This window comes from Paenibacillus cineris (genome assembly GCF_018333335.1).
Taxonomy (GTDB): Bacteria; Bacillota; Bacilli; order Paenibacillales; family Paenibacillaceae; genus Paenibacillus_AQ; species Paenibacillus_AQ favisporus.
Genome location: NZ_BORU01000001.1, coordinates 3654486 through 3674784, shown reverse-complemented (window position 1 = coordinate 3674784; position 20299 = coordinate 3654486). Strand labels below are relative to the sequence as shown.

The window sequence follows — 20299 nt, the reverse complement described above, 5'->3', positions numbered from 1 at the left end:
ACTGGCGGAGGATCGGAAACAATGGGGGAAACGGTGTCCAATCAACCGGGAGAGGTGGAAAAGGATGAAACTCAAATTGATCAAGGCGTTGTGGGGCATGGAGGGAACGGGTACATTGGAAGAGCAGGTGGGGCGTATCGCTTTCGCCGGTTATGATGGCGTTGAGGCGCCCCTGCCGGCACCTGACGACGAACAGCGGTTTAAGGAGCTCCTCGCAAGCCATAAACTTGATTATGTAGCGATGATTTTTACCGAAGGGCCGGACCACTATGCTTCTTTCGAAGCACAATTGGAACGGGCAACGTCGTTTGGGCCGATCCATGTTACTGCGCATTCCTTAAAGGACTATGTCCCGCTGGAGGAGCAGATCGATTATTTCCGGCGGGCCGTTCAGCTTGAGCAGCAGCTTGGCGTCAAGGTGGGCCATGAAACCCACCGGGGCAGAGCTTTATTTAATCCCTGGGATACGGGGAAGGTGCTGAATGCGGTCCCTGGACTTGGACTGACGGCCGATTTTAGCCATTGGTGCTGCGTTACCGAATCGACGCTGGAACATTTCGAGAGTGAGCTGGACCTGGCTATCGCCCGCACCGTACATATCCATGGGCGTGTCGGTTATGCGCAGGGCCCTCAAGTTCCGGATCCGCGGGCACCCGAGTACGCGCATGAAGTCGCTCGGCATTTTGACTGGTGGAACCGGATCGCCGATGCGAGGCAGCAAGCCGGTGCCTCCGAATTGACCTTTACGCCGGAATACGGTCCGCCGGGTTATCTTCACACGCTGCCTTTTACCAATCAGCCGGTGACGGATTTGTGGCAGGTATGTAAGTGGACGGTAGAACAATACCGTGAAAACTTTGAACGAACCCAATCCGTGAAAGCCACCTGACAAACATAAGTGAAGCTATGTAAAAGAATGCAAAAAAGGCTGCCGCAGTGCTTCAACCGCATGCGGGCAGCCTTTTGTCATGGATACAGGTACCTCTGGCCGAAATTATTTTCGGTAGAGCTGCCGGAAAGACTTCGGGGTATGACCGGTATATCTCGCAAAGCTCCTAACGAAATAAGGAAAGGATCCGAAACCCGTCTGCTCGGCGACGCGTCCGATCGGATCGTCGGTATGGATTAGAGTTTGCTTGGCCTGCTCGATCCTGTGCCTCGTTAAATACTCCAGCGGCGTACAGCCGAACGTCTTTTTCATACATATAGCGATGTAGTTGGAATGAAAGTGCAGGGCTTCCGACATCCGCTTATAGCTGATGGGCTCCCGGTAATGCCGGCGAAGATATTCGCCCGCCAGTTCCGCCACCTTCAGATGTGGATTCTGTACTTCTCCCCCTTCCGTCTGCTGCAGCATGGACAGCAGGTCCTGAAAGCAGGTCTGCTGCTTCCAGCGGGCGGATACTGTTTGTTCCGGGTGCAGCAGCATCAGCCTGCGGAGGAGCTCTTCCACTTGACCTGGGAGAAGTGGAGCTCCTTGCTGGGAAATATAGATTGAGAATTTCTCGATCTGATAGAGGGGATGGCCTTCAAATGCCGGTAAAGAGGAATCCTGCTCGGAAACTTCGTTCCAGCTGCCCAAGGTTTGAAAATGCAGCCAGTAAAAATGCGTTTCTTCCAAACAGGGCCGGGCGGTCCGGTGCGACCGGTCGGGCCGAAGGATGGCGTAATGTCCCGCCGAGACGGTGAGCATCGTAAGCTCTTCCTCCAGAAACAGGCAACCCCTCGTCACGAAGATCAGGTCAAAGACCCCGATGCCGCTGCGGTCCGGATGGATTCCGCCAATCGGGTAGATGTCCTCCCCGCAGGTAATGTAATGGGGCAGAGGCGGAGCGATGAATTGAAACATGGCGATCCTCCTTCCTTCGAATCGAATTGCTTCTATCATAAAGGATTGTACATGGCGAAGCCATATGTTTTGCCTGCATGATGAGGTTGTGATCGGACAAAAACATGTTGATATCCGGTATCGGTAAATAGCGGGGGACATGGTATATTTCATAGCGTTAGCCGAAGTAAACCGAAGATGAAAAGGGAGTGGCGAGCTATGAAATTCGTTAAAACCGCTTATGAACAACTGCCGCTTGGCGCGGTTAAACCTTCCGGTTGGCTTAAGGAGCAACTGATGATTCAAGCAAAAGGTCTTACCGGGCATTTGGAGGAGCATTGGGCGGATGTCGGGCCCGAAAACGGGTGGATCGGAGGCAGCGGAGAAAGCTGGGAACGCGGACCGTACTACTTGGACGGACTTCTTCCGCTTGCCTATTTGCTAGAAGATGAAAGGTTGATTGCCAAAGCCAACCGGTGGGTTGAATGGTCGCTTGCGAGTCAACAGGACGATGGCCACTTCGGTCCGAAACGGATCGAAACCGTCAACCGTGAGGTCGATAAAAAGCACGATTGGTGGCATTACATGATCATGCTGAAGGTCATGATGCAGCATGAAGAAGCGACGAAAGATGAGAGGATCGTTCCCTTTCTGACGAAATTTTTCGGCTACGTCCGCCGCACCATTGAAGAGAATCCGCTGCAAGGCTGGGCGAAAACCCGGGGAGCAGAAATGCTGCTCTGCCTGGTTTGGCTGTATAAAAGGACGCAGGATCCTTTGCTGCTGGAAGTGGCGGAGATCGTGGCCAAGCAGACGACAGACTGGTCCGATATTTTTTACGACTTCCCGTTCTGGCGCAAGGTAGAGGAGTGGGACTGGACGACGCATGTGGTCAATGTGGCGATGGGGATCAAGACGCCGGGTGTTTTGTACGAACTGACCGGTGATGCCGTCTTAAGGGAGGCTGTGCACCGCGGAATCGATTCGCTGATGACATACCACGGTCAGGCACATGGCATGTTTTCGGGTGACGAGTGGCTCTCTGGCACGCACCCGAGTCAGGGTGTCGAGCTGTGCGCCGTGGTGGAATACATGTTTTCGATGGAGCAGCTGACGCGGATATTCGGCGACGGCAGGTTCGGCGACATTCTTGAGAAAGTGGCGTTTAATGCGCTGCCGGCGGCAATCTCTCCGGATTGGACTTCCCATCAGTACGATCAGCAGGTGAACCAGATTTTGTGCAACGTCGCTCCCCGCAGCTGGGTGAACGGGCCTGACGCGAACCTATTCGGCCTGGAGCCGCATTTCGGCTGCTGCACCGCGAATATGCACCAAGGATGGCCCAAGCTGACGTCGCACTTGTGGATGAAGGACCATGAAGGCGGGCTTGCAGCCGTTTCCTATGCGCCGTGTACTGTCGAGACCCCGGTTGGCAACGGTTCCTTGGCCAAGCTGGCTGTCAGCGGAGAATATCCCTTCCGGGACCGTGTCTCCATTTCAATCACTTTGGAGCGCCCGGAAACATTTACGGTTTCCTTGCGGATCCCGTCCTGGTGTACACAGCCTGAAATCCAGATCAACGGTACACTGGTGAACGTTCAGACCGAGAACGGCTATGCCAAAATCAACCGCGAGTGGGCGAGTGGAGACCGGATCGAACTGACGCTGCCGATGGCCGTCAACACGACGTCGCGCAACCTTTATGCGGTCAGCGTAGAGAGGGGACCACTTGTCTATGTGCTGCCGGTCCGGGAGCAATGGCAGATGGTGCGTGAGCGTGAAATGTTCCATGATTGGGAGCTGTATCCGGGATCGGCCTGGAAATACGGCCTGTTGGCCGATACCGGCTTTGAGGTAACCGAGGCGGATATTCCAAGCCAGCCGTTCTCCGCGGATGGAGCCCCCGTGCGGATCACAGCATCGGGACAGCTGGTCAAAGACTGGAAGATGGAAGGCAACAATGCAGGCACACCGCCCATTCATTCCGACTGTAACGGTCAGCCTGTGGCGGAGCTTGAGCTGATCCCTTACGGTAGCGCGCGGCTGCGGATCGGTGAGTTCCCGCTCATCGGCAGCCGGAAGCGGTTCAAGGAGCAATAAGCTAAGCTCTGCTAGACAGGGCTTCTCACCCTGCACGGCAAGGCGTGTGGAATCCGTCCCGGGTTCGCTCTAAAGAGAGAGATGCCGCAGGGCATGCGGTCATCTCTCTTTTTTGGGCTGCAGGGCGCGGTTTAATCGTGTATTATGCTATTAAAACGAGCGGTTCCGATCCGGCAGCGAGAGGGCCAGAAACTAGGGAGGTTGTGCATCGTTGCTTACATTACCCGTCATTCATGCCATGGGGGACATCGCCGTGAAGCCGGGATCCGTTCTCGGGATGCGTACGATCGACGATTTCGAATTGGTATACTTCCCGGCAGGAACCCGATCCGTTTATGAAATCGACCGGGGGCCGTTTGCGCTGGACCGTCCGGGAGTCGTGTTCACCTGCCCCGGAGAACCGCACCGGTACCGGTTTGATCCTAGCCTTCCCACAAGGCACTTATTCGTTCACTTCGAATGTGCTGCAATTCGGGAAGCCTTCTGCAGGCCGGACCACGATCGGGAACATTTCCGTGACTGGTCGGTCATTGCCGGAGGGAGCCTGATTCCCTCCATGCTTAAGCAGATGCTGAAGATCGCACATATCAAGCCGACTGGCTGGCAGCGAAGGGCGTCCGTTTTGCTGATGGGTGTCCTTGAGGAATGGCAGGCGATCGAGGAAGACGAGTCGATGTCGGCCGCTTCGCTGCCCGCCCCCATCATGCGGGCCATGGACTATATGGAGCAGCATCTTCACCGCCAGATTACCATTGAAGAAATCGCCGCCAGCTCGGGCTGGACCCATGAGCATTTCACCCGAATGTTCGTCCGCTGGATGGGCATTCCGCCTCAGAAGGCGCTGCTGGAACGCCGCCTCCGGAGAGCTGAACAGCTCCTTATTCAGGCAGAGCGGACCATCAAGCAAATCGCTTACGATGTCGGGTTTACCGATGAGCACTACTTCTCCCGCATGTTCAAGCGAACCCGTGGAATGACGGCCCTGGAGTTTCGTGACCGGTTCGCGGATCCGTTGTTCCGGCATTTGGCCGTCATCGAGGAAGAGGAGGCCGCGTATCCTTTGAACCGGCATTTTGTCGTACTGGATCACGGTGATTCCCGGTAAAGCGGATATCAAATCCGTCCACCGTTTTCCGTGTCCTCTCCATTGAGAACGCTTACGAAATCCTTCACACTTAAGATAATCAATGCGTGTGGAGGGGATCAACCATGGGGCAGACGTATGTGCCGAAAGCCAAATTAAGAGAGGACCGTTATTATGTAACGGTGGAAGAGTATAAGCAGTATCACAGGGACGGATTCGTCATCGTCCGAGGGCTGCTGGATCCGAAAGAAATCGAACAATACGCCGTGTGGGCAGAACGGCTGCGGATCGAGAATGAAGGAAAGCGCGTACAGGCATCCGAAGAGGATAAGGACCCGCTGAAAGCGGAGTTCGCCGAAAAAACGCGGGTTCATATGATCTCCCGCCTCTATCCGGAAGGGGAGCAGCTGATGCTGCATCCCCGAATACTCGACGTGCTTGAGGCGCTTACAGGTCCGGATGTGTATGCCCTGCAGTCCATGATCTTTTTTAATCCTCCGGGAAAAGGGGGACAGGGATGGCATCAGGATGCATACTACATCAAAACCCATCCCGACACGTTGATCGGAGCCTGGATCGCGCTTGAGGACGCCGATGAAGAGAACGGCTGCCTGTGGGTGGTTCCCGGCTCCAACCATGAGCCGATTTATCCGCCGCCGGGAGATCATGGCGGAAACGTTCACGCCAGGGAGGCGTTTTCCGATCTCCATTCCGTTGAGCATGTCAGTCACCTGGATGACGAAGTCAACACGCTGTCGAAGGTGGTGTCCCATTATCCTGACCCGATTCCGGTTCCGTTAAAGCCTGGGGACGTGCTGTTCTTCCATTCACACCTGTTTCACCGCTCCTACCCGAATCGAACGACGGACCGTTACCGCCGATCGTATGTGTGCCATTACTGCAATGCCCGTTCATTTGTTCCATGGGACCATGACGGCTACGAGGGTGACAGCGGGAATTACCGCCAAATCTTGGCGCGCGGACGGACGCATCTGGCATATGCCGAACCGCTATTCAATACGCCGGTTGATATTACGCAGCATGATGAGATTTCCGAGTCCACCAGCGTGACGATGATGGGGATGGACGACGGCATGATGATGCCGGTCGTTCAGGAAAAAGACGAACAGGACTGAACCCCGATACCTGGATTTTTTTGGAGTAATGATTCAAGCCTGCAGTATCTTTCATAGAAGAAGAGCCCGGCACCTGTGCCGCGCTCTTCTTTATTTTGAAGTGGTTTGCCCCAAATCCGGCTATTCCTCATCCAGTATGGCGATCGGACTGAAGGCTTCATAATGAACGCACTCCTTAGGGATTTCCAGCTCTTTCAATGCTTGATTGATTGCTTTCATGAAGGAGACGGATCCGCAGAAATAATACACTGCCGGCCCGGACGGAAGAATGGAGCGGAGCCACGCTGCATCAACATATCCCTTGTGTGAAAAGCTTTCTGAACCCAGGTCTTGCTCGGTTGGAGAAGAATACGCTGTGAAACAGTGGAGGTTCGGATGGCTGTTGGCCAACTCGGCAAGATGCTCCCTGAACGGATGGTTGTTCCCGTTCGCGGCCGCTTGCACAAAGGTTACTTCGCGGCCTGGAAATTGATCGGCAACGGTATTGATCATGCTCATCAAGGGGGTAACTCCAATACCGCCTCCGATGAGGACTAGGTGGTCGTTGGTATGGTCCATGGTGAAATCACCTGCCGGCGCAGAAAAGAGGAGAGAATCCCCTTCTTGAATGCGGTCATGCAGATCGTTGGATACGATCCCGGCCGGCTTCCCCTCGTTCGAACGCTCCCGCTTCACGCTGATCCGGTAATAGCTTTTGCCCGGGGCGTCCGAAAGGCTGTAATGACGAATGTGCGTATACTTTTCGCCCGGAACTTGCGCTTTGATCGTTAGATATTGGCCGGGTTCAAAGCCAGCAAGAGCCTGTTTGTCCGAAGGCTCTAGGTAGAAGGAGGTCACATCGTCGCTTTCCGCTACTTTCCGGGTAACCGTAAAGCTGCGGAAACCTTCCCATCCTCCGGCTTGTTCTTTTGCTTCTTTATAAAGGTCCTGTTCGATTTGAATAAAGGCCTCGGCAATATATTCGTATGCCTTACCCCACGCACCGATAATTTCATCGGTAGCTGCACTTCCGAGCACCTCCTTGACTGCCTCGAGAAGCGTCTCTCCGACCAACGGGTATTGCTCCGGTTTTACGCCGATAGCCCGGTGCTTTTGGGTGACCCTGGTAATGACCGGCATGATGGCATCCAGATTCGTAATATGTTCACCCGCGGCGTATACCGCATAACCCAATGCCTCCTGCTGCAGCCCGCGCTTCTGGTTGGTCTGGTTAAAAAGGTTGTAAAGATCCGGAGCCTTGGCAAACAACAATTCGTAAAACTTTTTTCCGATTTGCTCGCTGTGCTGCTTAAGAACAGGAGCAGTCGATTGAACGATCTCGATCGTTTTAGAGTCAAGCATGTCTGTTGAGCCTCCATCCATATTTCATTGCCAACCATTAGCTTGACCGATTTCATTTTGCATTAATCAAAATTTTTCCAAACGATGGGGGCTGTATGAAAGGCGGTACAGGGAGGGGGCAAGATCAGAATATTTTTTTGAGAAAAAAGAGGAAAAAGCAAAATAGAGATAGAATATCTTGAATAGGAACATTTGTTTGCGTGGTGCTTTTTTATTAACAATCCCAAATAGGCAGGTCATATGCGACGTTGGGACAGGGGAGCGAGGTGAGTTATATGACGGAAACAACCCTTAATTCTTCCTTCCCGGGGGAATTTGCCGGATTATTGGCCGAAGTGAGACCCCAGCTGCTGCAGTACTGCCGATCGCTGACCCATCGGGAATGGGAGGCCGAGGACCTGGTTCAGGATACCATGGTCAGATTGATGAACCGGTGTATACAAATGCCGGAGATGACCCTGAACAAGCCGTATATGTTTCGCACGGCCCGCAATCTTTGGATTGACCGCTGCAGGTCCAGCCGGAGGCTCGTCACCATGTCGGTCGAACAATTTGAATCGGCTTACGGAAGTGAAACGGAACCCTTCGCGGACAACCTGATCACCCGCGATCTGCTGGAAGAGCTGATGTACCGGCTGAAGCCGAAGGCTTTCGTCATGGTTCTTCTGTGCGACGTATTCGGGCTTACCGCCAAGGAAGCGGGAAACTGCATCAACATGGCGGAGGGGGCCGTTCAGGTTGCCCTTTCCCGGGCGCGCAAACGGCTGCGCCTGCTGGCGCTCCATACGCCGGAAGGGATTTGGAGCGATGCATGCGCGCCGCGGAGCCGGCCGGGAGATCCTAAGACGGCCGCCAGGCTACTTGAAGCGGTTGCCGCTGCTTTTATCCGCCATGATCCCCACATGATTTATGAAGCTTATCTCCAGGTGTACGAGAACGGCTGCCGCATTGCGGACATCCGGACCCGAGATGGTCGATTTTATTTTACTTTTCAGGATCCGGACGGCAATGTTTTTATGGTGAGCGAAACATTTTAATCATCATCTTAGGCGATTGTGTATGGTTGCAGGCAGCTTCATCGTTATTTACATGTAAGGGCATTTAAGCTAGAGAGGAGGTAGAGATTCATGCCATCAGGCGGCGCTTCATTTGTATGCATCGACAGAGTCATTCTGCCGGTCCCTGATGCCAAGGCGGCTGCGGAATGGTACATCAACGAGTTTGAATTCAGGATCGGGCGCAGAGGCAGTAAGGAGATCGACTTGCGGATACAAGATGGGGAAACATTGCTTACGCTGACGGAACATTCCGGAAACCAGCGTTATCAGCCGCTTATCCACCTGGACGCCTCTGGCCACGTTCCATGCTTCAACTTCTATTGTCATTGGGACGATTTGCACAGCGGCTGGCTTCGTTCCAGGAACATTTCGGTCACGTCAACGATGCAGACGGATCACATGAACGTTTGCGAGATGATCGACCCATACGGAAACGTGACCGGGATCTGCCATGAAAAAAGCAATTCGCTCTTCTACACACCGGCTCCAGGACCGGTTCCCCCGATGTTTCACCGGATTCTCGCCGTTTTTCTTCCCATTATAGATTTGGAGTCCTCGATCCGATGGTACGTGGATATGCTTGGTTTTGAGCTGGTAAACCATTGGGGGCAGGGGGCGGATCTCAAAATCGGCAGGGGAGAAACGATTGTTACAATGATTGTTATGGACGAAGAGCTGCACCGTCAAGCCTTGCTGAGGCTGAACGGCCAGGCTTATTATTCGCTGCAAACGCCCAGCATTCACGATGCTTACCGGCAGCTGTCCCAATTAGGCGTCCCGGCCGGATCATGCCGGGAACAGGATGGAGTCAACAGGTTTCACATTTGTTCTCCGGAAGGTTTAATCATCCGTATATCGGAAAAGGAGCTGATTCAAATTGTCTCAACATGAAGAAATGAATCGCACTACCGCGATCCCGTTCGAAAACCGAATTGCGAGCGTATTTGTGCATGTCACGAATCTTCGGCAATCTGCCGAGTGGTACAGCCGCCTGCTGGGTCTTCCGATCAAGGAAGAACGGTTAAACGGCGGACCGGTGTATTGGTTTGATTTTCAAGGTACGCATCTCATCCTGGATTCCAATTCGGGGAACAGGCAAAATCCGGATTGGAGGGAAGACATGATGCCGCGCATGATGTTGCCTGCCAAGGATATTGACGCGGCATACCTTTTTATTCGGAAACAAGGCACGCCTCTCTCTGAACCGGAAAGACACGGGCCGATGGCATACTTTAACTTCCGCGATCCGGAGGGGAACGTACAGATGGCATGCTGGGCCGAGAACCGCGAGGAAGACTCATCATTGGCAGGATTAAGCCGAAGTCCGATTTTGCCGAGAATCGGCGGCGTATTTGTTGACGTGAAGCATATGCCTGCGGCTGCCCGGTGGTACTCGGGACTGCTTGGTGTGGAATATGATGAAGCGGCCGCCGAGCAGCGGATTTATTCCGTTCCGACGGCATCCGGTGCCGCGCTTCTGCTTGACCATAACCGTCATCTGAACGGGGAGTCGTTTTCGGAGCTGTTTTATTTCGAAACAGAGGATTATGACGGGGCACTCCAATTTGTAAAGTCTAACGGCTTTGAGTTGGCCGGTGAACCGCAAATCTTTCCTGACCTGAGCGAATTCGCCCTTCTGGACCCGGATGGGAACCGGATCGTCATTGCACAAATGAACGAGGAAGGACAATGACGGCATGCCAAAACAAATCAGCAGTTCGTTAACCGTGTTATCCGTTTCGGATGTGGCCCGATCCAGAGCCTATTACCGTGACGTGCTCGGCTTTGACGTGACAGATTGGTGGGCCCAGCGTGACGGATTATCCGGGCTTGCGCTCAAGCTTCATCAATCACCGGATCCTGCCCGGATTTATCCCAATCCTCCGGAACCCGGCTCCGAACTCGGAATCGACGTCTCGGCTTACGTTGACACCTGGGCAGCGCTGGACAGTCTGTATGAGGAGTTCAAGTCCAAAGGGGCCGTCTTCGCCATGGAGCCGACGATTTTTGCGGATGGCGGCCCATGGAAGGAGTTTGTGGTCGAAGATCCGGACGGATATCATCTGGCGTTCGGCGGCGTGGACGGAAGCCGTGCCCACTGCAGCATCGATCCTCATATCCAATCTGTATTTTTATGGGTGAGGGACCTTAACCGCGCGGTGGAACGCTATTCACAGCTGTTGGGGCTTGAGGTGCGGAAACAGGACCGATATGGCCATCTTCATGTGTTTCGTCTTGACAACGGTTCAGAGCTCATGCTGGATTCCAACGGTATGGAGGATGTTCTTATAGCCAAGAAGGGGCCGGTTCTTTTTAAACTAAGTACATATGACATCGATCAAGCCGCAAAGGAAGCGCAGGAGATCGGTTTCGACATCGTATACGGCATCCAGCGGCTTCCGCAAGTATCCTTCTTCAATATCAGGGATGAGGACGGCAACACGATCATGATTTGCCAGGAGCATACGGGGGTGTAGTCATGAACATAGAAATCGTGGAAAGGCCGGAATTGAAGGCGGCCGTGCTGCATATTCCGAGAGACGGACGCCTTGTGCGGGATGCCTGGGCCCAAGTGTCTGCAAGGCTTAAACATCACCCTGGGGTTGCGGATCGGGAGCATGGATACGTATTTATTCCGGAGTGGCAGTGGTCAACGGAAGTGACCACGTTATGGGTTGGCATGGTGGTGGACCATTTCGAGGGACTGCCTGCAGAACTTCAGCAAATCACCATTCCGGCGAAACGCTATGCCAAGCTCACCGTCCGTGGGAATCGGACTCATATGGAAGAAGCGTACGGCGCGTTGTTCGGCTGGTTTGAGCAAGGGCCTTATGAAAGGGATGTACGTGATGGCTCATTTGGCTATGAAATGAATCGGCTTCAACCGGTAAATCCCTTTGAAATTCCTGCCGATGACATCGACTACTTTGATTATGATATTTATGCACCGATCAAGGACGAAACGAGATTGCAGATATACTTATACCGATCGTGTCGTGATTTCGCGGAACTGAAGGGGCAGACCCTCCAAGCGTTTGCTTGGGGGGATCCGCTGTGAATACCGCCCCTGTCAGCGTGGCCAGAACGGCTGCTAATCTCGTAATTCATCCTGCACGCTTGTTTGCCACTTGCAGAATTCATTGATTCATTAGTGCGGGTAAGCGGTGCCGAATTCGATGCCGCAAGGACCGCCGTCCGGATTGACATCGAGATCGACCTCGCTTCCGTCCCTGCGGAACAACGGCCGATAAAATGAACTGATCTGGGTAGCGGAAGCGTTGGCATAATGGCAAATAAAAGCACGCCGGAAACGATTCTGCGATTTGTTGCGGTAAGACCCGTGGATCAGATTACCGTTGAAGAACAGAACGTCTCCCCGGTCCATGATGGCGGGAACGGCTTTCCTGTCTTTTGGCGGCTTGACCAGATGAGTCGTAAACGATTCGCTGGAGTCTGCTTCCTCCGGGCATACCAGCGCATAATCGCTCGTTTTGGGAACGATGAGCATTCCGCCGTTTTCTTCATCCGCCGGGTCGATGGCGGTCCAGGCCGCAATGCAGTTACCTGGTTCGACCTGCAAGTAGAAGTTGTCCTGATGCAGCGCTTGCCCGCGTGAGCCCGGCGGTTTGTAATAAAACATGCTTTGTGCCGCCAATGCCTCCTCGCCGTACAAATCGGCGAGCACATCCATCACGGGTTTATGCAGCATATACTTTTTTGCGGTAGCGTTGAACCGGTGGGGATGCATGACGCGAGGATATCGCTTCAGCGGATCGCCAGCTTCCTGATCGAGCACCGGCTCGAAGTGTCCGGGTACGACGGTGTTGCCGATCTCTTCGAAGGTAGCGTCAATGTCTCTCAATTCTTCCGGCTGAAAAAGCCCCTTTACAATTAAATACCCTTCCGTTTCAAACATTCGCAGCTGTTCTTCCGTCAAAACTTGCGGATTCGTCTGCATGGGGTGTCCCTCCCTGATTCGTAATGGATACTGATTGACAATAGCATACGGTAACTCTATGTTAAGGAGAAGGCTGAAATCTGCTATTAAGTCACGGAATCCTGCTATCATCCGAAATGAGGGGAGGTGCGAATGTGTCAGGGTTTATTCGTCAACCAGACGTCCTTGAAGGTACTGGCGCAGCAATATTCGGTGACCATTTTGAAAAAGATGACACCTACAGACTTCACCGGCCAGACGGGATGCGGGACTGGCTGCTGGTCTATACGCTTAGCGGCGAGGGTTACTTCATGACACCCGGCGGAAAGAAGGGGTGCGGAGCCGGGCAACTCGGCCTGCTCCGGTCAGGCGTGCCGCATGAATACGGGACGGTCCGCGGATCATGGTGGAATTTTTTATGGATCCATTATCCCGGACTCCCGGAAAACGCTTATCTGCCCGAAGATGACATCCTGATTGAAACGCTGTCCGAAGAACGCATTAAAGACCGGATCGAGCGGGCGTTTCGCAACGTCCTTCAGGATTCGCGCGACAGATCCGTTTTGTGGAAGCCCTTGTGCGAGAACACGATTCGTGAAGTACTGCTTCTGCTTGCGCAGCGGACGAAGAAACGGTTTGATCCCAGAATCGAACAGACGCTGGGCATCCTCTCCAGCCGGATGAAGGAGGAGATCAGGGTTGATTTGTTGGCCCGGGAGGTGGGGCTTTCCCCTTCACGCCTGGCACATTTGTTTAAGGCAGAGACGGGCCGCACCATTGTGCAGCATGTCAATCAAATGCGCATCCGTCAAGCAGCTTTGCTGATGAAGCATTCCGGGAGGCTGGCGGTAGAAGCCGCCATAGAGGTCGGTTTCGGTAACTACAACCACTTTGCCGACCAATTTCGCAAATATTACGGAGTTACGCCCCGTGAGTACCGCAATCCGTCCCCTACGATGGACAAGGGCTTTTAACGTTGAAGACCGATGGTTGAATCGGGTAGTAAAAGAGTGGTATATATGAACGAGATAGGCAGCCGCAAGTCGGCGTTCTTGACCCAGCAATGCGGGAGGCGGCATGATGACACACTGCGGAGCGCTACATTTTGTGAAAGGGGAAATGGCTATGAGCAGTTTCGAACGTTTGACCCCGCTGTTCAAAAAATATATGGAACAGGGAGGACCTGCCGGTTGCGCCTGTTTGGTGATGCGCAAAGGTGAAACGGTCTATGATGAGAAATTCGGATATGCGAATTTGGAAACGAAGCAGAATATCCAATCGGACACCATCTATCGCATATATTCCATGACGAAAGTCATCACATGCACAGCAGCTCTCCAACTGTATGAACGTGGATTGTACCTGCTTGATGATCCGCTGGAGGAATATTTGCCCGAGTTCAAGAACCCGTCGGTATTTCGTCAAGATGAAAGCGGTAACATGGTGGCCGGCCCAGCAGCGGGTCCGATTCGCATCAGGGATCTCTTTACGATGACGTCCGGTCTCACCTATGGCGGCAGCGGATCGGAAACGGAGCGGTTAACGGGGCCGATTTATCAAAAAGCGCCGACGTCGATGGACGTGCGTGCTTTCACCCGCGCGCTGGCGGAAGTTCCGCTCGCCTTCGATCCCGGAACACGCTGGCAGTACGGCCTGAGCCACGATGTGCTCGGGGCGCTGATTGAAGTGCTGTCCGGACAGACGTTCGAACAATACTTGAAGCGGGAAATATTCGACCCGCTGGGTATGAAAGACACCTCTTTCCGGATTAGTGAAGGCAAGCGGGATCGTCTTGCCGTGATGTACAATCTTGCGGAAGACGGAACGCTAACGCCCAACAACTCGCTCGAAACCCCGTATCAACCGGAATGCCGGTTCGAGAGCGGCGGGGGAGGGCTGTTGTCGACGATCGGTGATTACGCCCGTTTCGCACAGGCTCTCGTTCGTGGCGGGGAACTGGACGGCTACCGGCTGCTGAGTCCAAAGACCGTTCAATTGATGGCGACAAATCATTTAACCCCACAACAGATGAATGATTACAATTGGGGGCATTTAAACGGATATGGTTACGGACTTGGCGTTCGGGTGATGATCGATCCGGCAGCGGGCGGCACAGGCAGCTCGATCGGGGAATACGGCTGGGCCGGCATGGCCGGTTCCTGGGTTATGATTGACCCGCAGGAAGACTTGACCCTCGTGTATATGCAGCAGATGCTGCCGAGCCGCGAGCCTTATATTGCGAACCGGATCCGCAACGTCGTTTACAGCGCGTTGGATTAAACAACCTAGAGATACGTTTTCGGTCTTTTTAATATTTTTACTGCGGCTTACGTCATCCACTGGACGTAAGCCGTTTCTATTTCCGGGAGATGGCATAGTAGGTACCTTATATTAGTCAAAATGTACTTGTGTATTGGTCAGTTTGGCAGGGGGCGATCCAGCCCTTTTGCCGCTTGTTGGAGAGCGAATCACCGCCCATAATGGAAACGGGTCCCAATTCTGACAAGGAGCTGATGAAATGATGATGACGATCACTAAACGGTCCAGTAAACCATCGAATGTCCGCAAATGGCTGTTAGGTGCAGCTGTTGGCCTATGGGGCATAATCGCCGGCAGCCATGTATTTGCGGAGCCGTCCGCCCAGAACCCACCGGAGATGCTTTCTTACTCAGACTTGAATGTTCATGCTGGTGATGTTTTTGAACACGGGACGAATGCGATTTCCTATGCCGGAATTGAAGGGGAACAGATTGTCGTCCATTCGATCGGCGCCTATGGTCAAATCAAGAAGGAAATCGGCTTTCCCAAACATGAGCTTGAATATATCGCGGAGTTTCATCACACCCAGGATCAGGGGTATATCGCTGGAGGTGGATCACAGATTTTAAAGGTAGGAGAAAAAGGGCAAAAGGAGTGGGCATATACCCTGGAGAAGGCGGACAGTTATATCGTTTCGGTGGATCAACTGAAAAACGGAAAGTATGCGGCTGCAGTGGATACACCTGGGAGCACCTCCAATAGCCATACACTACATTGGATCGTTTTTTCCGAAGCGGGAAAAGCCTTGCATGAAGGAGATCTGGTAGACGTTGCCTTCGAACGGATTCATTCCGTGCAGCACACGTCGGATGGAGGGTTTCTCATATCCGGCAGTGAGTACCGGGACGGGGAGAAGGGGCATGTGGTGCTGGCCAAATTCGCTCCATCGGGTCAAGTGAAGTGGAAGCAATCGATCGCGGTGGCAGACGATTCCCAGAACGTTGAAGTTTTGTCGCTCGCCGAAGGACATGACGGCAGTATCGTGGCCGCCGGCTATTATAACCATCCGAACCCGAACGATCCGATCCGGTATTTGACTACAGGTTTTGCGCTGTCGGTGGATCGCAGCGGCACACTGCAATGGACAACGATACTTGATTCTGCGTTTGACCGCAGCATGGTGAACGATATCCAGCCTGCATCAGACGGCGGATTCATCGCGACGGGGAAGGTGAATGAGGATTGGCACGGGACGGTATCCCGACAAGGGGTTTGGGGAATCGCTCCTGACGGGGATGCGACTTGGACGAAAGTGATTAACCGTGCCAGCTACAATGCCGGTGAACTCGTACAGCCTTTACAGAATGGGCAGACGCTGCTTATTGGCACTGCGGACGGAGCTTACAAACTAATAAAGCTTGGTGCCGCCGCCCTTCAGAACTAGTGAAATCCGCTGAAGTTTGACGATGTATACGCAAAAAATGATCAAAACAAAGTGCCCATTCCATGGAGATATCGAAGCCGAATGGGCTTTTTGCTTATGCGGACTCTGTCTGCTTATTAGAGGTGCTCACTTCCCATTTCGAATGTCCGCGGACCGCGGCTTCATTTGTCTTGCGCAGGATCGAAAGTTTTTTCTTTTTTTCGAGTATGCTACACTTACAACAAAGGCACAGAGCGAGCGGCAAATCGCTCCTGTCCACTACAGACGCACTAGCAGCGGCGCAAATTGAATGAGAAGGGAGCTTTTGTTCGATGGAAATATCCGATTTTCTGTTCCCCAAAGACAAAGTGGCTTACATTCATTCTTCTTCCACAATGCAGGAGGCTATGGACAAGCTGGAGCAAAGCCAGTATTCGGCGATCCCCGTCATCGATGAAGAGGGGAAATACGCAGGCACGCTGGCCGAAGGGGATCTATTGTGGAAAATGAAGAATACCCCCGGGCTGAGCTTTCAAAATTTGGATACCGTCAAGGTCCATGAGATTAAGCGCCGGATTAAAAATGAATGCGTTTCAATCCATGCGCATCTGGAAGATATGCTGGAGTTGGCTGCCGACCAAAACTTTGTTCCCGTCGTAGATGAAAACGAGATCTTTATCGGCATCATCCGCCGCAAGGTTATTATAGAGTATTACACGAGTAACATTAGTGATTGATCATTCGGTCAGATCAAGACCGGAACAACGGGTGAATGAATCTTATGAACAAGTTCACTGCCATCCTGAGCAAGTATTACGGACTGGAGCAGGTGGAGGTTCTCCGGCAGAAGGGCGGATGGGCCGCGCTGGCCTATAAGGTGACGGAACCGGAAAGCCGCCGCTCCTACTTTTTGAAGGTATATGAAAAAGACAGATCGTCCACGCCCAAATGGACCGCGCGGATTGATCAATATGTACCCATCACGAGCTGGCTTGAGCAGACTACAGGGCTGCATGGAAAAATACCTGTTCCGATGATGACGACCCATGGCCATTACCGTTGTGAAGATGATTATGGCATCTATCTCCTCTATGACTATATTGATGGTGAGACCATTGGGGACAAACCGCTAACACAGGAACAAATTTGCCAGCTCGCGGCAATTGTAGCCGAGCTGCATAGCTGCGGTAAAGAGCTGCCTGTTCAGTCCGAAAATATCGTGGAAAATTTCGAGCTGCCGTTTGCATTAAGCTTGAAAAATATCCTGATGACTAAGGGTGCCGGTCTTCCAGGCGATGTATATGATCTGCTGGGGCCATACGTTGAAGCGTTAAACCGGATGATCTTCAATGCTGATGAACTATCAGCCGTGATAAAACAGAGCCAGCTTCCGCTTGCGCTGTGTCATACGGATATCCATCCTTGGAATGTAATGCAGCCTCAAAGCCGCCGTCAACTGATGCTAATTGACTGGGAAGGCCTAAAGCTAGCTCCTGTGGAAGCGGACCTGATGTTTGTGGTTGACCAATCCTACTTTAATGAATTTATGCAGATTTACCGGCAATTTCATCCCGATTTCACGCTGAATGGCAGGACACTGACGTTCTACCAAATCAGAAGGAAGCTGGAGGATGTATGGGAGTTTATTGAACAGCTGTTATTTGACCGTCAATCACCGTCAGAACGAACATCGACCCTTCAGAGTTTAGAGAAAGAACTGCTGGAAATAAAATGATCCAACGATGACTGAAATTTTCATCTTGGATGTTGATATATTCATACACGAGCTGAAAAGAGGAGGAAGCCAACCGGCTTCCTCCTCTTTCATAAAAGATTAATTGCGCTGCAGCAGCAGGTACCCGCTGATATCGGAAGTCATTTTGCGGAATACGATTTTAAATCCTACATCATGATCCTGTAGACAAGCCAATGCAGTGCTGAGCAGCGCATTGGGTCTTAAGTCTTGCCTGCAGGGAGCGGCGCTGCCAATGACGCGAGCAGCGACGATTCTGCGTGCAGAACCGGGAACCAGCGGGTTTCTGGACCAGCTGATCAGTACAAGGTCCGGCTGCCGGACAGCCTTCACACGACGGGGCATAGCGTCTCACCTCTTTTCTAGTAGTTCGCTATATTCAATGCAGTGGAGATAGAAAACGTGCTAGACAGGAACCTCACAAGACACGGGGATCTCTATCGCTTGCTTATATAAGGATAAAAGCTGCAATAGATTGGCATTGCTTTAAGTTTTCAGGGGTAGGTTCATCAGTTCCATACAGCTATTGTTGAGGGGATGCCAACGATCCGGCTATTTTGAATGCTTTGGGTACATCCTAAAATGGAGACCGCAGGAATAACGCATTCGACAATTTTCTGGTATAATCAACTCAGTTTCAGAAAATAAGCATTCACGCAGAACAAAGGGGAAATTCATATGCCGAAGATTATGAAGACGTTAACCATTGCCGGCAGCGACTCCAGCGGGGGCGCAGGCATTCAGGCGGATTTGAAAACTTTCGAAGAGTACGGCACTTATGGATTCAGCGCGCTGACCACGATCGTGACTATGGACCCGGACAACGGCTGGCACCATAACGTATATCCGGTGGATTCGGCCTTGGTTGCGGAGCAGCTGAAGACGGTCTTTGCCGGTGGACCGGTGGACGCCATGAAGACAGGCATGCTTGGCAGCGTGGACATCGTCCGCGTAGCAGAGCAGGCGATCAAAAGCAATCAGCAGAAAAACGTGGTCATTGACCCGGTTATGGTCTGCAAAGGCGAAGACGAAGTGCTGAATCCCGAAAGCGCTGAGGCGATTCGCGACCTGCTTCTTCCGCTGGCCACGGTGGTTACGCCCAATCTGTTTGAAGCCGGCGTGCTGTCCGGCCTTGGCAAGCTGACCAGCGTCGAGGACATGAAGGAGGCGGCCCGCAAAATTCACGGCCTCGGCGCCCAAAACGTCGTTGTCAAAGGCGGCAAGGCACTCGGGGGAGACCGTGCGATCGACGTCTTCTTCGACGGCAAGGACTTTACCGTCCTGGAGACGGACAAGATCGAACCGGCCTACAACCACGGTGCCGGCTGTACTTTCGCCGCGGCGATTACGGGCGGACTGGCGAATGGACTATCTGTTGCAGATGCGGTGGCCAAAGCCAAGGATTTTGTGTCGGCGGCCATCCGCAGCGGATACCAGTTCAACGAATACGTGGGGCCGGTCTTCCACGGCGGGTATCGTCTGAACCGGTAATTTCGAAGCCGATGGGCAGCGGCTGCTTTGGAGCAATGAAGAAAAAGGATGCACATTCCCGGAATGTGCATCCTTTTTTATTTTGTTTTTATGACATCAAAAAGAAGGCCGGGCATCCAAAACGGACACCCAGCCTTCGGTATAAATTAATACGCCTGTTCAACCTCAACATCAACGTGAGCCGTGATTTCTTCATCCAAATCCAGCGTCACCTGCTCGCGGTAAGCCCGAATGTTATATTCGCTGTAGAGGTAACGCAGGATGGCTTCAATCATGTTGGACTCGACCAAATACTGGCTCCGTCCCTGTGCCCAAACCTCTGCGGAATATCCCGTTTCCTCGTCCCAGCTCAGCTCCACCTGCACATCCGTCGGACGGATCTGCTTACGCTCGGCGGTATGAAGACAAATCGCGTTCACGATTTCATCCATGGTCAGAATCAACATGATTAATACCGTCCATCATTCGGATTCGGTCGCTTCCGGTTGCGGTACGCTCGGTATCCGGCCCGGATGAGCGAGAAGAGAACGTAAATGGCCAGCAGGTTGATGATCAATCCGAAGAAATCGCCCATGAATCCCATGTTGCTGAACATGCCGCCGAACAGAAGTCCGGCCAATCCGCCGATCATGAGTCCCTTCATAAAGCTGCCGCCGCTGAAGAAGCCGCGTTTTGCCGTTGTGCCGGCTGTACTCGAGGTGTTGTTGGTCGACTTTTTGACGTTGCTGTTCGGCGTCGACTTGCTCGGCGTGTTCGTGTAGGATCTTGTGCCGGATTTAAATCCACCGCCTGCACGTCTGGCGTCCGCGTTATCCGGTACGGTAACGGCGAAGAAGAACGTAAACGCCAAAGCAATCAGCATCCACTTCTGTAAAGATTTTTTCATGGT

21 protein-coding genes are annotated in these 20299 nt (G+C 52.9%); 15 read left to right on the top strand and 6 right to left on the bottom strand.

Annotated features, from left to right (window positions below):
* The first annotated feature begins 64 nt into the window (after window positions 1-64).
* Entirely contained in the window at window positions 65-889 is an 825-nt protein-coding gene (locus KI379_RS17025) for a sugar phosphate isomerase/epimerase family protein (RefSeq protein ID WP_212984285.1), read from the top strand.
* 105 nt (window positions 890-994) lie between these two features.
* Here the strand turns inward: KI379_RS17025 and KI379_RS17020 are convergent, their stop codons facing one another.
* A complete protein-coding gene (locus tag KI379_RS17020) occupies window positions 995-1849 on the bottom strand; it encodes a helix-turn-helix transcriptional regulator (RefSeq protein ID WP_212984284.1) in 855 nt (284 codons plus the stop codon).
* 198 nt (window positions 1850-2047) lie between these two features.
* Here KI379_RS17020 and KI379_RS17015 point away from each other — a divergent pair, with 198 nt between their 5' ends.
* The 3 genes from KI379_RS17015 (at window position 2048) to KI379_RS17005 (ending at window position 6148) form a co-directional block, all read left to right on the top strand.
* Entirely contained in the window at window positions 2048-3928 is a 1881-nt protein-coding gene (locus KI379_RS17015) for a beta-L-arabinofuranosidase domain-containing protein (RefSeq protein ID WP_212984283.1), read from the top strand.
* Window positions 3929-4139: 211 nt separating this feature from the next.
* On the top strand, window positions 4140-5033 hold the full coding sequence (locus KI379_RS17010) for an AraC family transcriptional regulator (protein WP_244879316.1): 894 nt from the start codon (window positions 4140-4142) through the stop codon (window positions 5031-5033).
* Window positions 5034-5137: 104 nt separating this feature from the next.
* A complete protein-coding gene (locus KI379_RS17005) occupies window positions 5138-6148 on the top strand; it encodes a phytanoyl-CoA dioxygenase family protein (RefSeq protein ID WP_212984282.1) in 1011 nt (336 codons plus the stop codon).
* 120 nt (window positions 6149-6268) lie between these two features.
* On the opposite strand, the gene hmpA is transcribed toward KI379_RS17005, so the two are convergent.
* A complete protein-coding gene (hmpA, locus tag KI379_RS17000; protein WP_212984281.1) occupies window positions 6269-7489 on the bottom strand; it encodes an NO-inducible flavohemoprotein in 1221 nt (406 codons plus the stop codon).
* Between the two features lie 275 nt (window positions 7490-7764).
* Here hmpA and KI379_RS16995 point away from each other — a divergent pair, with 275 nt between their 5' ends.
* The 5 genes from KI379_RS16995 (at window position 7765) to KI379_RS16975 (ending at window position 11605) form a co-directional block, all read left to right on the top strand.
* Entirely contained in the window at window positions 7765-8526 is a 762-nt protein-coding gene (locus tag KI379_RS16995; RefSeq protein ID WP_212984280.1) for a sigma-70 family RNA polymerase sigma factor, read from the top strand.
* 90 nt (window positions 8527-8616) lie between these two features.
* Window positions 8617-9438, top strand: a complete 822-nt coding sequence (locus KI379_RS16990) for a VOC family protein (RefSeq protein WP_212984279.1) — start codon at window positions 8617-8619, stop codon at window positions 9436-9438.
* On the top strand, window positions 9425-10240 hold the full coding sequence (locus tag KI379_RS16985) for a VOC family protein (protein ID WP_212984278.1): 816 nt from the start codon (window positions 9425-9427) through the stop codon (window positions 10238-10240). The genes KI379_RS16990 and KI379_RS16985 overlap by 14 nt, the downstream gene beginning before the upstream one ends.
* A 4-nt stretch (window positions 10241-10244) precedes the next feature.
* Window positions 10245-11024 carry a VOC family protein gene (locus KI379_RS16980; RefSeq protein ID WP_212984277.1) on the top strand — a complete coding sequence of 260 codons (780 nt, stop codon included), beginning with the start codon at window positions 10245-10247 and terminating at the stop codon, window positions 11022-11024.
* Window positions 11025-11026: 2 nt separating this feature from the next.
* Entirely contained in the window at window positions 11027-11605 is a 579-nt protein-coding gene (locus KI379_RS16975; protein WP_212984276.1) for a GyrI-like domain-containing protein, read from the top strand.
* A gap of 90 nt (window positions 11606-11695) precedes the next feature.
* On the opposite strand, the gene KI379_RS16970 is transcribed toward KI379_RS16975, so the two are convergent.
* Window positions 11696-12505, bottom strand: a complete 810-nt coding sequence (locus tag KI379_RS16970; protein WP_076171158.1) for a phytanoyl-CoA dioxygenase family protein — start codon at window positions 12503-12505, stop codon at window positions 11696-11698.
* A 134-nt stretch (window positions 12506-12639) separates the two neighbouring features.
* On the opposite strand from KI379_RS16970, the gene KI379_RS16965 reads away from it, so the two are divergent.
* The 5 genes from KI379_RS16965 to KI379_RS16945 all read left to right on the top strand — a co-directional run bounded on the left by KI379_RS16965 (window position 12640) and on the right by KI379_RS16945 (window position 17901).
* Window positions 12640-13458 (top strand): helix-turn-helix domain-containing protein, encoded by an 819-nt coding sequence (locus KI379_RS16965; protein WP_244879315.1) that lies wholly within the window; start codon window positions 12640-12642, stop codon window positions 13456-13458.
* A gap of 151 nt (window positions 13459-13609) precedes the next feature.
* Window positions 13610-14764: a serine hydrolase domain-containing protein gene (locus KI379_RS16960; RefSeq protein WP_212984274.1), complete on the top strand. Its 1155-nt coding sequence runs from the start codon at window positions 13610-13612 to the stop codon at window positions 14762-14764.
* Between the two features lie 238 nt (window positions 14765-15002).
* A complete protein-coding gene (locus KI379_RS16955) occupies window positions 15003-16187 on the top strand; it encodes a hypothetical protein (protein ID WP_212984273.1) in 1185 nt (394 codons plus the stop codon).
* Between the two features lie 311 nt (window positions 16188-16498).
* Entirely contained in the window at window positions 16499-16903 is a 405-nt protein-coding gene (locus KI379_RS16950; RefSeq protein WP_076171166.1) for a CBS domain-containing protein, read from the top strand.
* 44 nt (window positions 16904-16947) lie between these two features.
* Complete coding sequence (locus tag KI379_RS16945) at window positions 16948-17901, top strand: aminoglycoside phosphotransferase family protein (protein ID WP_212984272.1); 954 nt, start codon at window positions 16948-16950, stop codon at window positions 17899-17901.
* 99 nt (window positions 17902-18000) lie between these two features.
* Here the strand turns inward: KI379_RS16945 and KI379_RS16940 are convergent, their stop codons facing one another.
* A complete protein-coding gene (locus tag KI379_RS16940; protein ID WP_089547926.1) occupies window positions 18001-18264 on the bottom strand; it encodes a hypothetical protein in 264 nt (87 codons plus the stop codon).
* Between the two features lie 333 nt (window positions 18265-18597).
* Between KI379_RS16940 and pdxK the strand changes: the two genes are divergently transcribed.
* Complete coding sequence (gene pdxK / locus KI379_RS16935; protein ID WP_212984271.1) at window positions 18598-19410, top strand: pyridoxine/pyridoxal/pyridoxamine kinase; 813 nt, start codon at window positions 18598-18600, stop codon at window positions 19408-19410.
* 146 nt (window positions 19411-19556) lie between these two features.
* Here pdxK and KI379_RS16930 read toward each other — a convergent pair whose 3' ends face one another.
* Window positions 19557-19853, bottom strand: coding sequence for a YxcD family protein (locus KI379_RS16930; protein ID WP_076171759.1), 297 nt, complete (start codon window positions 19851-19853; stop codon window positions 19557-19559).
* 5 nt (window positions 19854-19858) lie between these two features.
* Window positions 19859-20296 (bottom strand): hypothetical protein, encoded by a 438-nt coding sequence (locus KI379_RS16925; protein ID WP_076171176.1) that lies wholly within the window; start codon window positions 20294-20296, stop codon window positions 19859-19861.
* Window positions 20297-20299 lie beyond the last annotated feature (3 nt).

Bases quoted from the DNA above. Each gene is read 5' to 3' on its own strand.
- KI379_RS16955 (WP_212984273.1), top strand. From the start codon at position 15,003: ATGATGATGACGATCACTAAACGGTCCAGTAAACCATCGAATGTCCGC.
- KI379_RS17020 (WP_212984284.1), bottom strand. From the start codon at position 1,849: ATGTTTCAATTCATCGCTCCGCCTCTGCCCCATTACATTACCTGCGGG.
- KI379_RS16950 (WP_076171166.1), top strand. From the start codon at position 16,499: ATGGAAATATCCGATTTTCTGTTCCCCAAAGACAAAGTGGCTTACATT.
- KI379_RS16980 (WP_212984277.1), top strand. From the start codon at position 10,245: ATGCCAAAACAAATCAGCAGTTCGTTAACCGTGTTATCCGTTTCGGAT.
- KI379_RS17005 (WP_212984282.1), top strand. From the start codon at position 5,138: ATGGGGCAGACGTATGTGCCGAAAGCCAAATTAAGAGAGGACCGTTAT.
- KI379_RS16995 (WP_212984280.1), top strand. From the start codon at position 7,765: ATGACGGAAACAACCCTTAATTCTTCCTTCCCGGGGGAATTTGCCGGA.
- KI379_RS16925 (WP_076171176.1), bottom strand. From the start codon at position 20,296: ATGAAAAAATCTTTACAGAAGTGGATGCTGATTGCTTTGGCGTTTACG.
- KI379_RS16990 (WP_212984279.1), top strand. From the start codon at position 8,617: ATGCCATCAGGCGGCGCTTCATTTGTATGCATCGACAGAGTCATTCTG.
- hmpA (WP_212984281.1), bottom strand. From the start codon at position 7,489: ATGCTTGACTCTAAAACGATCGAGATCGTTCAATCGACTGCTCCTGTT.
- KI379_RS17015 (WP_212984283.1), top strand. From the start codon at position 2,048: ATGAAATTCGTTAAAACCGCTTATGAACAACTGCCGCTTGGCGCGGTT.
- KI379_RS16970 (WP_076171158.1), bottom strand. From the start codon at position 12,505: ATGCAGACGAATCCGCAAGTTTTGACGGAAGAACAGCTGCGAATGTTT.
- KI379_RS16945 (WP_212984272.1), top strand. From the start codon at position 16,948: ATGAACAAGTTCACTGCCATCCTGAGCAAGTATTACGGACTGGAGCAG.
- KI379_RS17025 (WP_212984285.1), top strand. From the start codon at position 65: ATGAAACTCAAATTGATCAAGGCGTTGTGGGGCATGGAGGGAACGGGT.
- KI379_RS16975 (WP_212984276.1), top strand. From the start codon at position 11,027: ATGAACATAGAAATCGTGGAAAGGCCGGAATTGAAGGCGGCCGTGCTG.
- KI379_RS16940 (WP_089547926.1), bottom strand. From the start codon at position 18,264: ATGCCCCGTCGTGTGAAGGCTGTCCGGCAGCCGGACCTTGTACTGATC.
- KI379_RS16960 (WP_212984274.1), top strand. From the start codon at position 13,610: ATGAGCAGTTTCGAACGTTTGACCCCGCTGTTCAAAAAATATATGGAA.
- pdxK (WP_212984271.1), top strand. From the start codon at position 18,598: ATGCCGAAGATTATGAAGACGTTAACCATTGCCGGCAGCGACTCCAGC.